Below are 11762 nucleotides of genomic sequence, written 5' to 3' on the forward strand. Positions count from 1 at the left end.
AGCGCGACTGCGTCACGTTTGAACTCGTCGGAGTAGTTTTTCTTTCCCATTGGGTTGAACCATCTCGCTTCCCCCGAACTCTGTCCGGGGATTGAGCGTGTCCAACACGAGGGGTCAAGGCCCCCGCGACTTCGCCCGTGGTCAATCCTTTTGCCGTCAAAGACAATACGATCTCGTCGACACCGGTGAGGCGGCGTTGCCGCTTCTTGACGATCTGCGGGTCGAACGAGGAATCGGTGTCGCGGGGGACCTCGATTTCGACCGGCCCGATTTCGGTGAGCACCGTTTTGGATCGGGTGCCGTTGCGGGAGTTTCCGCTGCCTCGACCCGCCGGATGGTGTTTCTCGTAACCGAGATGTTCGGTCATTTCCGCATCGAGCGCTGACTCGAGGACGTTCTTCGTCAATTGGTTGAGAAGCCCATTCGGGCCCATCAGATCGATGCCCTGCTCTTTGGCCTGCGCCAGGAGCTGCTGGGCCAACTGGTGTTGATCCACATCGGTTGCCATGGGATCTAGTGTCTCGGTCATCGTCAATCCTTCCCGCCAAGCTCACGCTCGGCGTGTCAGACCAAGTTCAGATCCACCGTTGTTCTGACAGACCCCGGCATTGTGACCGATCCCGCCGAGATAAGAGAAATGGTCCTAAGCCGTCAGGAGTATGACTGTTTGCCTTGTTGGCTCGTCACCGTGGTCAGCAGGAAAACGCTGTCGGCGAGGGCAAGTACCGCATGGCGTTCATGAGTGAGAATCCACAGTTCGCCTTCGCCGAATTCCCCTTGAGACTCCTCTTCGAGTTCGACGCGAACCCGTCCTGTGAGTACCTGCAGGCTCGCTGCCGGCGGGGAGTTGTGCTCGGCGAGCCGGATGCCCTCCCGAAGTGCGATCACTGTCTGCCGGAGTGCTCCGTCGTTGGCGACGAGTTCGGCGCTGCGGCCGCGTTTATCCGTCCGTGCCGTGGAGAGATGAGACTCGGTCAGCTCCCTGAGATTCGCCATGATCGTCCTTCCGCGAGCCTGCTGGTCTGCCTTAACCTACGTGGGGTGCGTAGAGGATGTCCACGAACAGAGGGCACAGCGCGGATCGACGTCCTAGCCAGCTCAATTTCGATCTGTCGCAAGCTTTGAGGGCGTGTAAGCGAGACCAGGGCGTGATTCTGCCGACGTCCGGGCACCTCGACGAGAGCACCAGTATCGACGATGTGTGGAACGGCCCCGGGCAGACGAACTGATTGCCCTCGACGAGGTGAGCGCTGACTGCGCATGGGAAGAACTACCATGTCGGACAGACCCTTGGATGGGAGGCGCCGATGCTGGATTTAGCTCGCGTTCCACGGGCAGCCCGTCATGTCAGCGAACAATGGAAAGCACTCACCCATGTGGGCGGCACGGGCCAGCGGTTCGCCCCCTCCCTCGTCGAGAGCCTTCCGCCCGCCGCCCGCCGCTGGATTACTCACGCCGTCGACGACAACACTCCCATGGCACGGTCGGTGCGACTCGAGATGCGCGGGCAGATCCGGATCGGTGCCTGGCGGGCCTTTACGGCCACCCAAATCCTGGTGCCGACGTCGGGGTTCATATGGGCTGCCACCGCCAAGGTCGGCGCTCTACCGATTCTGGGCTACGACCGTTTCACCGACGGTAGTGGTGAGATGCGGTGGCGCATCGGCGGGGTGATCCCGGTGAATTCCGCGCGTGGACGCGATGTCACCGAAAGCGCGGCGGGTCGCCTGGCGGGCGAAGCAATCTTCGTTCCCACAGCGTTTCCCCTTGCCCGCTGGACCGCCGACCTCAACGAGTCAGCCGCTCAGGCCACCTGGACGGTGGCCGGGCATGAGGAAACCGTGCGGCTGGAGATCGGCGAGGACGGCACCCTGCGCGGGCTGCAGATGCAGCGTTGGGGAAATCCTGACGGCCAGGGATTTGGGCGCTACCGGTTCACTGTGACCATCGATGCCGAGCGCAGATTTGCCGGCATCACTATTCCCGCGCAGCTGCGCGCCGGATGGGAAACCGGCAGCACCTCGGAGAGTGAGTTCTTCCGCGCCGAGATCACGGACGCCCGGTTCCGCTGACGCAATATCGACCGCCGGTGCCGTCGGTGTGGTCCGATCTTGCTGGCCACGCGAGAACTGCGTTCCGGCGAAGGCGGGTCCTCTGCCATTCTGGAGAAACTCGCAGTGCACCGCAGTGTGTGGGTGCGCACGGTGTCGACGACCTGACCGAGCTAGTCTCCGATGTCGATCGGTACAGGACCTGGTCGGATCGACGTAGCCCCGAGGACTTGGCGAAGCGGCCGACGGGCCACCGTGGCTTGACGGTGCAATGGCTCCACGGCACCGTCGGGACTGCCTGTCATTCTCGGAAGAGGATCTCTGACAACGGGCGTCGGGATACTGCAGTTGTCGGTGCGGGTCGGGTAGAACGCCCCACCCTGACCAGGACCTGGGGTAAGCCGTCACCGTCGGAAAGTTCGCGAAGCGCGGTCCGGACCGCGCCCGATTCGGTCAGATGTGTGACTGTGCATGTCGCGAGTCCGCGATCGGTACAGGCTAGAAGTACAGCCGACAACGCCTCTCCGCAGCGCACCCAGTCCAGCCGGGAGTCCGAAGGGGTGGAGAGCAGCAGGATCGCCGCGCGGTCGTCCTCGTTGCCGGTGTCGGAGGTGACGTTTCCGGGAGGGAATTCTCGTTCGACCGCGACCGTGCGGTGTCGCGCGGCCGGTAACGCCTCGGCCGGGATACCTTCGGGGTAGAGCGAATGTCCCGCCCACCACCGCAACTCTGCTTGGTAGACCGGATCTGCGCGGCGCAGACCGCTGAGTCGGCGTGACATCGCTTCGAGTGCGGGTCGGCCGTGCTCGCCGATGACTTCCAGGTGAGTGCCGGACTGTGCGGCGAGTTCTGTCACCTGCGCGAAGGTCTGATCCCAGCGGCCGGGCGGGTCCATCGGAAGTCGCTCGGTGCGTCTGCGGGTGATCGCCGTTGCCATCCGGTCATCGGTATCGGACAGGCCCTGGGCAGGGGCGAGCCCGATGGTTGCCAAGCATTGCCGTCCCTGCGAATGCGGGAGGCGGTCGATCACCGAAGTCCAGCGCAGGGACGCGAATGCGTAGTGCAGATGGTTGAGTGCCGCCCCACAGGACAGCACCATCTGGCGTCCGAACGCATCGGTGGCGGGCAGGATGCGATCGGGATCACTGAACAGGGACAGGTCCTGCGAACCGAGAACCCACCTCCACGGTTGGCTGTTGTGCAGGGACGGTGCCCGGCAGGCCAGAGCGACCGCGGTTTCGATGGTTCGTCGGCTCGGCATTGTCTGCGATGGTCCCATCACTCCTCTTGTTCTGACGCGGCCCGACTATGTCGGCTGTCCAGCGTCGGCTCGACTACGCCGGCCTGCAAACGGCACGCCGGAGGAGTGCGACTACGTCGGCACACCTCACTGTCGCGGCGTCACCGGCGCCTCGTCGACGCACAACCGCTTTCCACTTCGACGCGCCAAACACACCGTTGCCTGGTGCGTCGTCGCCTCGGCGAACTCGACTTCGCAAATCCATTCCTTCACTGTCGCGCACGCCGACACGACGGACGAGGGCCGAAAGTCCCCTGCGGCTCACGTCGTGGGTGCCATGTCGCGGGCCGTGCCCGAGCCGTGGCTGGACGAGGACAGTCGACATACCGAAGACAACCTGGAAATCCAGATGTAATCATCAGATATGACCAATTCCGAGAACGGCACGGACGGACCCATCACCGAACTGACCTCCGACGAGAGTTGGGAACTGCTCGGCAGCGAGAAACTGGGTCGTCTCGTCTTGAGCGTAGCGGACAGGATCGATGTCTTCCCCGTCAACTATGTGGCGCACCACGGGAAACTACTTTTCCGTACCGCCGAAGGCACCAAACTCGTCGAACTCACCATTCATCAACAGGTGGCGTTCGAAGTCGACCACGTCAGCGAGGAACTCGGGTGGAGTGTTGTCGTCCACGGGAGTGCTCGGCGATTGCAGACCTCGGCGGAGATTGCCGCAGCGGACGAACTGCCCCTGCAGTCCTGGGTGCCGACACCCAAGTTCAACTACGTGGAAATCAGCCCAAGAGAGATCACCGGTCGCCGATTCGTGTTCGGCGCCGAACCGCGGCCGTGATTCGAGCATCGGTCAGCGCGACACCCGACGGCGTAGCGTGAGGAGCATCTTCCTGCTCATGACGAATCCCATCGGTTCCATGAGAGCAGGACCGAAGAACAGTCGGCTGGGCAGACTCGCGCCGTGGCTGCCACGACCGCGCGCAAGCAGCCGCGTCGTAGTGTCAGGGCCGGACGCCAAGTGAAACGACCAGATGTTCGCATCGCCGGTGTCGGGCGAGGATCCATACAGAACGAGACAGAGCCCAGGCTCGACGATAGCGACGGTCAACGCGGGTGCTCTCGGATGCAGCCGGATCAGGTCGCCGACCCGCAGGGTCTGGAATCGCGGAAGAATGTCCGTGGCATTCCTGATGCGACAGCCGACGAGGTTCTCGAGTTCTTGATAGCTGTAGAAGCCGGCTCGTCCCTGTCCGATCTGAACGATCCAGGGCCATACCTCCGTCGGCGGCGCATCGAGAGCGATCGCGTGGGTGTACCCCCAACTGGCGTTCGGTACAAGATCGTCCCCTGGTAGTGGTCGTTCATGCTCGGCGGCGGTGGCTCCCCAGCTGGTTCGCCATCGGCGCAGCGGTCTCACGAGAAGGTGGAAAGCGATCAGGACAACGCCGGCGAGCGACTGAAGGGCCTTGCGACCGAATCGACCGAACGAGGTGTCCACACTCATGCGCATACGCTAGCGCCAGGCCTTCTCTGACTGTCATGCCGTCGTGGTACACAGCGTGCGAGATCGGCGTCGTGATCGTGCCCGAGGGCACCAACGCTCACCGCGGCCCTCATGATCGGCAGGTGTGCGAACCGCACGGAGTCGCAGCGACGCGCAGCGCCACGATCCTGGCTCGTCGGCGAGTGGACGGATCAGCACTACGCTGTCTCACCGGTCACCAGCCTCGGCGTTGCGGTCGTGAGCCGAGTAGCTCACCCGTTCGGGCCTCGTCTCGGCTGCGGTAGACGATGTAGGGGCGGAACAGGTAGGCCACCGGCGCGCTGAATGCGTGCACGAGCCGGGTGAACGGCCAAAGCGCGAACAGTATGAGCGCGATCGCGACGTGGATGTGGAACGCGAGCGACGCCTGTGCCATGAGGTCGCCGCGGGGTTGCAGGATCCAGATCGAGCGGAACCACGGCGACACCGTTTCGCGGTAGTTGCTCTCCTCCCCGACGACGCCGGACCCGAGCAGGGTGGTCGCCAGACCGGCCATGATCGCGGCGAGCAGGACGGCGTACATCAGCTTGTCGTTCCAGGTGGTCGCCGTGAACACCGGACCCCGGGTGCGGCGGCGGTACACGAGAATGAGAGCACCGGCCAGGGTCGCCACACCCGCGATCGCACCGAGCACGAGGGCCTGGACGTGATAGACGTGCTCGCTCATTCCGATCGCATCGGTCCACGACTGCGGAATCACGAGTCCGATGACGTGCCCCACGATCACGACGAGGATGCCGAAGTGGAACAGCGGGCTGCCGATCCGCAGCAACCGGTGCTCGTAGAGCTGCGAGGAGCGGGTGGTCCACCCGAATTTGTCGTAGCGGTACCGCCACCACGTGCCGACCACGAAGATCGCCAGGGTCATGTACGGCACGATGTCCCAGAAGAGTTCGCCGACGGCCATGTCAGGTCGCTCCTTCGCGGCGGGGTGGAACCGTCAGGGTGAAGGGCTCGAGCCCGACCGCCTCGGCGGGCGGTCCGGCCGCCGCGAGGTGCCGGGCCCGGACCGCGTCCTGATCGGAGGCGGGCGGCAGGGTGCCGCACACCGACTCCAGGACGGGTGTGTACGGCGAGCCCGACTCGGCGAGTGCGGCATGCAGCATGTCGAGGGGAACCCGGTGCGCCGACAGGAGTCCGGCGCCCGCGACGTCGTCGACGAGCGCGGCGAATTCCAGCACCACGGTCAGGTGATCGGCGGATTCGTCCGTCGGCGGCCGGACACCGGACGCCCGGTAGGTGTCGGCGAAGGCCAGGATCTCGCGCCCGCGGTTACGGGTGTCGCCGGCCGTCCAGTAGGTGAGGTACAGCGTGGTGCGGCGGCCCAGATCGAACGTGTCGACGTACTCGGCGGCGGCTGCGTACAGGTCTGTCTCGCAGAGGAATCGGTAGGTCTCCGCGAGTTGCCGGCGGGCGGCGGGCGGCAGGTGCCCGAGGATGTCGGCGACCACGCGGAGCCGCTCCTCCCGGCCGTCGTCCGGATACGCGAGCAGCAGTGCCGCGGCGTGCCACACGAGCCTGTCCTGGCTCCGGTCCCGTCGACGCCCGAACAGACTGGTCACCGCCGCTCACCCCGTTCGGGGAACATCCCGGTCGGCGCGCCCTTGCCGTCCCAGTTCAGCAGGTTGACCCGCGACGGATGGCTCGCACCCGCGGAGATCTCGTCGGTGGTCTGCCGCTCGCGCAGCGCGTGGAACGTCTCGACCGCCACCGGAACCGGTCCGCCGCTGGCCTCGCCGAACGGGCCGGACTCGTGCATGCCGGGCCCGCCGTCGAAGTCCAGTGCGCATTCCGTGGCGGTCTCCTCGAGTCGATGCCCGTCGGCGGCGTACGCGGTGGGAATCACGTACCGTTCCTCATATTTCGCGAGTGCCAGCAGCCGGTACATCTGGTAGATCTGTTCCTCCGTCATCCCGACCGACTCCGGGATATGGGCCTGCGGTTCGCGACCGAGGTTGATGTCGCGCATGTACGACCGCATGGCGGCGAGGCGCCGCAGGACTCCGTCCACGACGGCGGTGTCACCGGCGGTGAACAGTTCCGCAAGGTATTCGACCGGGATCCGCAGCGATTCGAGCGCGCCGAAGAGGTTTCCGACGTCCTCCCCGTCGTGACCGTCGCGGCTGACGGCGTCGACGACGGGTGACAGGGGTGGCACGTACCAGACCATCGGCATCGTCCGGAATTCCGGATGCAGCGGCAGCGCGACCCGGCAGTCCTTGATCAGGGCGTGGACGGGCGAGTTCTGGGCCGCCTCGATCCATTCGTCCGAGATCCCCTCCGCCCGCGCGCCCGCCACGACCGCGGGGTCGCGGGGGTCGAGGAGGAGATCGAGTTGCGCCTCGTACAAGTCCGTGTCGTTCTCGACCGAGGCCGCGGCGAGGACCTTGTCGACGTCGTAGAGGAGCAGCCCGATGTAGCGGAGCCGGCCGACGCACGTCTCCGCGCACACGGTCGGCAGTCCGACCTCGACGCGCGGATAGCAGAAGGTGCACTTCTCGGCCTTGCCGGTCTTGTGGTTGAAATACACCTTCTTGTAGGGGCATCCGGACACACACATCCGCCAGCCACGGCACTTGTCCTGGTCGACGAGCACGATGCCGTCCTCGGACCGCTTGTACATCGCACCCGACGGGCAGGAGGCGACGCACGACGGATTGAGGCAGTGCTCGCAGATGCGCGGCAGGTAGAACATGAAGGTCTCTTCGAGCTCGAGCTTGACCTTCTCGCTCACCTTCTTCAGGACCGGGTCGTCGGGAAGGATTTCGGGCGACCCCGCGAGGTCGTCGTCCCAGTTCGCGGACCATCCGATTTTCATCGGCCGGCCGCTGATCAGGCTGCGCGGCGCCGCGACGGGCATGTGCTCGCCGAGCGGTGCCCGGGTGAGGTTCTCGTAGTCGTAGGTCCAGGGCTCATAGTAGTCGTCGATGGACGGCATCTTCGGGTTGGAGAAGATCCGCGACAGTTTCTTCAGCCGGCCGCCGTCGCGCAGACGCAGGCGCCCCTTCCGGTCCCGCACCCACCCACCGCGCCATTTCTCCTGGTCCTCGTAGGTGCGCGGATAGCCCTGGCCGGGTCTGGTTTCGACGTTGTTGAACCACACATACTCGGTGCCGGAGCGGTTGGTCCATGCCTGCTTGCACGTCACCGAGCAGGTGTGGCAGCCGATGCATTTGTCGAGATTCATCACCATCGCGAGCTGAGCCATGACCCGCATCAGTACGTCACCTCCTGCGAGCGACGGCGAACCACCGTCACTTCGTCGCGCTGGTTTCCGGTCGGTCCGAGGTAGTTGAACGCGAACGACGTCTGCGCGTAGCCGCCGGCCAGGTGGGAGGGTTTGATCAGCAGCCGGGTCAGCGAATTGTGGATGCCGCCACGCTTTCCGGTGGTCTCGGTGAGTGGCACGTCGATGGTGCGTTCCTGTGCGTGGTAGACGTAGACGACACCGTCCGGCATGCGGTGCGAGACGATCGCGCGGCACACCACCACGCCGTTGCGGTTGACGGCCTCCACCCAGTCGTTGTCCTTCACCTCGATCTTCGCGGCGTCGTTCGGGCTCATCCACATGGTCGGTCCGCCTCGCGACAACGACAGCATGAGCAAGTTGTCCTGGTACTCGGAGTGGATCGACCATTTCGAGTGCGGTGTCAGGTAGCGCACGCTCAGGCCGATCCCGCCCTGTCGATCGCCCACGGCGGGTTCACCGAACAACCGGGCCATGTCGAGCGGCGGGCGGTAGATCGGAAGTTGCTCACCCAGTTCCTCGATCCAGTCGTGATCGAGGAAGAAGTGCATGCGCCCGGTGAGCGTGTGGAACGGTTTCAGTTCCTCGATGTTCACCGTGAACGGCGCGTACCGGCGACCTCCGGTCTCGCTGCCCGACCATTCCGGGCTGGAGATCACCGGCACCGGCCCGGCCTGCGTGTCCGCGAACGAGATCCGGCGTTCCTCACTCCCCTCGGCCAGGTGCGCGAGGGGTCTGCCCGTTCGTTTCTCCAGCTCGCGGAACCCCTGCACGGCGAGTCTGCCGTTGGATGTGCCCGACAACGCGAGGATGGTCTGCGCCATCTTCTCGGCGGTGTCGAGCGCCGGACGGCCCGCGGCGACGCCCGAGTCGAGGACGCCGTGCCGGGCCGCGAGCTCGCCCACCTCGAGGTTCGGATGCGTCGTGACGCCCTTGGTGGCGAGTCCCGCCTTCTCGACGAGTGGGCCCAGTGCCGCCCACTTCTCGGCGACGGCGGGATAGTCACGTTCGACCACCACCAGGGGTCCCATCGTGCGACCCGGGACGGGTGTCTCGCCCCGCGCACGCCAATCCTGTTCGGTGCCGCCCCGGTACGCCATCGCGCCCGGGGTGTCGTGCTGCAAGGTGCCCATCACGACGTCGCGGCGCACGCCGAGGTGACGCCGCGCCAGCAGGCTGAACGCCCTCGCCACAGCGCCGAAGGCGTCGAAGTCCGAACGCGTTTCCCACGGCGGGTCGATCGCCGGCGAGAAGGCGTGCAGGAACGGGTGCATGTCGGTGCTCGACAGATCGGACTTCTCGTACCAGGTCGCGGCGGGGAGTACGACGTCCGACAGCAACGTCGTGGACGTCATCCGGAAGTCGATCGACATCAGCAGATCGAGTTTGCCCTCGGGTATGTCGCCACGCCACCTCACCTCGTTGGGGCGGAGATCCTCGGGTGTCGGTTCGGCCTGCAGATTCGACGAGGTGCCGAGAAGGTGCCGGAGAAAGTATTCGTTGCCCTTGCTCGACGAACCGAGCAGGTTCGCGCGCCACACGCTCAGCACCCGCGGCCAGTTCCGGGGATCGTCCGGGTCGGTGAGCGCGAATTTCAGGTCACCCGAGGCCAGTTGGCTCGTGACGTGCCCGACCACGTCGCGGCCCTGCGCCTCCGCCTCGTCGGCGAGGTCGAGGCTGGAGCGGTCGAACTGGGGGTAGAACGGTGTCCATCCCATCGAGACCGCCGAGGTCATCACGTCCATCGTGTGCCGGTTGCGGAAGTTGCCCCGCCCGGTCGGGCTCGCGAGGGCGTCGGCCTTGTACCCGTCGTACCGCCACTGGTCGGTGTGGACGTACCAGTACGACGTGCCCGCCATCTGGCGCGGCGGGCGGTGCCAGTCGGTGCCCATCGCGACCGTCGCCCACCCCGTGACGGGCCGGCACTTCTCCTGCCCGACGTAGTGCGCCCACCCGCCGCCGTTACGGCCCATCGAACCGGTCAGCAACAGCAGGCTCAGCACCGCCCGATACGTGGCGTCACCGTGGAACCACTGGCAGATCCCGGCGCCCATGATGATCATCGACCGCCCGCCCGAGTCGACGGCATTGGTCGCGAACTCGCGGGCGATCCGGATCACCTGCGCGGCGGAGACTCCGGTGATCGGCTCCTGCCACGCCGGCGTGTACGGGACGCTCGCGTCGTCGAAGCCCTCGGGCCACTCACCGGGAAGCCCGGGTCGCGCGACTCCGTACTGGGCGAGCATGAGGTCGAAGACGGTGCACACCCGCACGTCGCCGACCCGGCGGACCGGCACCCCGCGCACCAGCGTCTCGCCGTGCCCGTCCGGGGTGTCGAACCGCGGCAGGTGCACGGCGGCAGTCTCCCCCTCGCCGCCGGGTGCGGCGACGGTCAGTGCGGGTACGACGTCACCGAGGTCCAAATTCCATTTGCCCACTCCCTCGTCGCCGTACCGGAATCCGAGGGAACCGTGCGGCACCACCACCTCACCCGTGCCGCCGTCCACCAATGCCGGTTTGAACGCGGCGTTCTCGCTCGACTCCCCGAGATGGGCGGCGGTTAGGTTCTTTCCCGGCACGAGGCGGCCGCCGCGTTCCTCGAGCGCGACGAGGAACGGCAGATCCGTGAACTGCCGCACGTAGTCGACGAAGAACGGTTCCCGCCGCGTCACGAAGAACTCCGACAGGATCACGTGGCCCATCGCCATCGCCATCGCGCCGTCGGTGCCCGCGGCGCAGGGCATCCATTCGTCGGCGAACTTCGTGTTGTCGGCGTAATCGGGGCTCACCGACACGACCTTGGTGCCGCGGTACCGCACCTCGGCCATCCAGTGCGCGTCGGGTGTGCGGGTGACCGGGACGTTGGACCCCCACATCATCAGGTACGACGCGTCCCACCAGTCCCCGGACTCCGGAACGTCGGTCTGATCACCGAACACCTGGGGTGAGGCGACCGGCAGATCGGCGTACCAGTCGTAGAAGGAGGTCATGACGCCGCCGAGAAGTTCGATGAACCGTGACCCCGCGGCGAACGACACCATCGACATCGCGGGGATCGGCGAGAATCCGGCGACCCGGTCGGGCCCGTATTCCTTGATCGTGTGCACGTGGGCGGCGGCGATCATCTCGGTGGCCTCGGCCCACGACACCCGCACCAGTCCGCCCTTGCCGCGGGCCTGCTGATACTTGCGCCGGCGCGCCGGGTCGGCCTGGATGTCGGCCCACGCGTCCACCGGATCGCCGACCCGGTTCTTCGCCTCCCGATACATCTCGACGAGTACCCCGCGTGCGTACGGATATCGCACCCGTGTCGGCGAATACGTGTACCAGGAGAACGCCGCGCCGCGGGGGCAGCCGCGGGGTTCGTATTCGGGGCGGTCGGGCCCCACCGACGGGTAGTCGGTCTCCTGGGTCTCCCAGGTGATGATCCCGTCCTTGACGTAGATCTTCCACGAACACGATCCGGTGCAATTCACCCCGTGGGTGGAGCGCACGACCTTGTCGTGGCTCCAGCGGTCCCGGTAGAACACGTCGCCCTCGCGCCCACCTTTCCGGGTGACCGTGCGCCTGTCGTCCGAGAACATGCCCGGGGTGAAGAATCGCCCTCCCCTGAGCAGGGCGTCCTCCAGCGGACCACCGGTGTGCGCATCCACCACGTTCTCC

10 protein-coding genes are annotated in these 11762 nt (G+C 66.0%); 2 read left to right on the plus strand and 8 right to left on the minus strand.

The genetic code is table 11. The features are described 5' to 3' along the window. Together ACHIRB_RS30655 and ACHIRB_RS30660 are read right to left on the minus strand one after the other, a co-directional pair. A partial coding sequence (locus ACHIRB_RS30655) for a transposase (protein ID WP_395127838.1) occupies positions 1–529 on the minus strand: 529 nt, incomplete at its 3' end. A 122-nt stretch (positions 530–651) separates the two neighbouring features. Next, complete coding sequence (locus ACHIRB_RS30660; protein WP_005571601.1) at positions 652–996, minus strand: cupin domain-containing protein; 345 nt, start codon at positions 994–996, stop codon at positions 652–654. Between the two features lie 311 nt (positions 997–1307). Between ACHIRB_RS30660 and ACHIRB_RS30665 the strand changes: the two genes are divergently transcribed. Further along, positions 1308–2072 (plus strand): DUF6920 family protein, encoded by a 765-nt coding sequence (locus tag ACHIRB_RS30665; RefSeq protein WP_395118489.1) that lies wholly within the window; start codon positions 1308–1310, stop codon positions 2070–2072. 280 nt (positions 2073–2352) lie between these two features. Here ACHIRB_RS30665 and ACHIRB_RS30670 read toward each other — a convergent pair whose 3' ends face one another. Continuing rightward, complete coding sequence (locus ACHIRB_RS30670; protein ID WP_395118487.1) at positions 2353–3312, minus strand: Acg family FMN-binding oxidoreductase; 960 nt, start codon at positions 3310–3312, stop codon at positions 2353–2355. Between the two features lie 403 nt (positions 3313–3715). On the opposite strand from ACHIRB_RS30670, the gene ACHIRB_RS30675 reads away from it, so the two are divergent. Beyond that, the gene (locus ACHIRB_RS30675) at positions 3716–4147 is read left to right on the plus strand and encodes a pyridoxamine 5'-phosphate oxidase family protein (protein WP_395118485.1); all 432 of its coding nucleotides are present in this window, start codon (positions 3716–3718) and stop codon (positions 4145–4147) included. 12 nt (positions 4148–4159) lie between these two features. Here the strand turns inward: ACHIRB_RS30675 and ACHIRB_RS30680 are convergent, their stop codons facing one another. The 5 genes from ACHIRB_RS30680 to ACHIRB_RS30700 form a co-directional block, all read right to left on the minus strand. After that, complete coding sequence (locus ACHIRB_RS30680; protein ID WP_395118483.1) at positions 4160–4813, minus strand: hypothetical protein; 654 nt, start codon at positions 4811–4813, stop codon at positions 4160–4162. A gap of 214 nt (positions 4814–5027) precedes the next feature. After that, positions 5028–5759, minus strand: a complete 732-nt coding sequence (gene narI / locus ACHIRB_RS30685) for a respiratory nitrate reductase subunit gamma (RefSeq protein ID WP_395118481.1) — start codon at positions 5757–5759, stop codon at positions 5028–5030. A 1-nt stretch (position 5760) separates the two neighbouring features. Further along, the gene (gene narJ, locus ACHIRB_RS30690) at positions 5761–6414 is read right to left on the minus strand and encodes a nitrate reductase molybdenum cofactor assembly chaperone (protein ID WP_395118479.1); all 654 of its coding nucleotides are present in this window, start codon (positions 6412–6414) and stop codon (positions 5761–5763) included. Continuing rightward, positions 6411–8069, minus strand: a complete 1659-nt coding sequence (gene narH / locus ACHIRB_RS30695) for a nitrate reductase subunit beta (RefSeq protein WP_395118477.1) — start codon at positions 8067–8069, stop codon at positions 6411–6413. Before narH ends, narJ begins: the two co-directional genes overlap by 4 nt. Beyond that, on the minus strand, positions 8069–11755 hold the full coding sequence (locus tag ACHIRB_RS30700; protein WP_395118476.1) for a nitrate reductase subunit alpha: 3687 nt from the start codon (positions 11753–11755) through the stop codon (positions 8069–8071). The genes narH and ACHIRB_RS30700 overlap by 1 nt, the downstream gene beginning before the upstream one ends. Positions 11756–11762: the final 7 nt, after the last annotated feature.

Source organism: Antrihabitans spumae (assembly GCF_043944905.1).
GTDB classification, from domain to species: domain Bacteria; phylum Actinomycetota; class Actinomycetes; order Mycobacteriales; family Mycobacteriaceae; genus Antrihabitans; species Antrihabitans spumae.

What these genes read in the sequence shown, in the direction of transcription:
- ACHIRB_RS30660 (WP_005571601.1), bottom strand. Translation starts at nt 996, where the DNA reads ATGGCGAATCTCAGGGAGCTGACCGAGTCTCATCTCTCCACGGCACGG.
- ACHIRB_RS30665 (WP_395118489.1), top strand. Translation starts at nt 1,308, where the DNA reads ATGCTGGATTTAGCTCGCGTTCCACGGGCAGCCCGTCATGTCAGCGAA.
- ACHIRB_RS30670 (WP_395118487.1), bottom strand. Translation starts at nt 3,312, where the DNA reads ATGCCGAGCCGACGAACCATCGAAACCGCGGTCGCTCTGGCCTGCCGG.
- ACHIRB_RS30675 (WP_395118485.1), top strand. Translation starts at nt 3,716, where the DNA reads ATGACCAATTCCGAGAACGGCACGGACGGACCCATCACCGAACTGACC.
- ACHIRB_RS30680 (WP_395118483.1), bottom strand. Translation starts at nt 4,813, where the DNA reads ATGAGTGTGGACACCTCGTTCGGTCGATTCGGTCGCAAGGCCCTTCAG.
- narI (WP_395118481.1), bottom strand. Translation starts at nt 5,759, where the DNA reads ATGGCCGTCGGCGAACTCTTCTGGGACATCGTGCCGTACATGACCCTG.
- narH (WP_395118477.1), bottom strand. Translation starts at nt 8,069, where the DNA reads ATGCGGGTCATGGCTCAGCTCGCGATGGTGATGAATCTCGACAAATGC.